Annotated in this window: 1 protein-coding gene; it reads left to right on the forward strand. The window is 37.1% G+C overall.

Features of this window, described 5'->3' with window-relative positions; all coding sequences use genetic code 11:
* On the forward strand, positions 1–291 hold a 291-nt coding region (locus tag UNSWCS_RS12055), incomplete at both ends, for a hypothetical protein (protein WP_035143982.1).

Raw genomic sequence — 291 nt, forward strand, 5'->3', positions numbered from 1 at the left:
GCTAGCAAATGTTGATCTGGATAAATTCTCTGAGCCAATATTTAATAGTCCAATCATCAAAAACCTAAATAGAAGGGTTAAAAACCAAGGGTATTACTACAGCCTTGATAGTATAAACTCAGCCTACATAGCAAATATCCTTGACGCTTTATATGAAGCAAGAAATGAGAGCATAAGTAAATTTAAAAAGGAAGCCAAAGATAAAAACGTAAAAGCCTCAGCTCTTGTAATGGCTAATAACATAGAGCTAGACGCCAAAGGCAACATAAGCCTAGCTGGCAGCGTAGTGGC

This window comes from Campylobacter concisus UNSWCS, assembly GCF_000466685.1.
GTDB classification, from domain to species: Bacteria; Campylobacterota; Campylobacteria; order Campylobacterales; family Campylobacteraceae; genus Campylobacter_A; species Campylobacter_A concisus_A.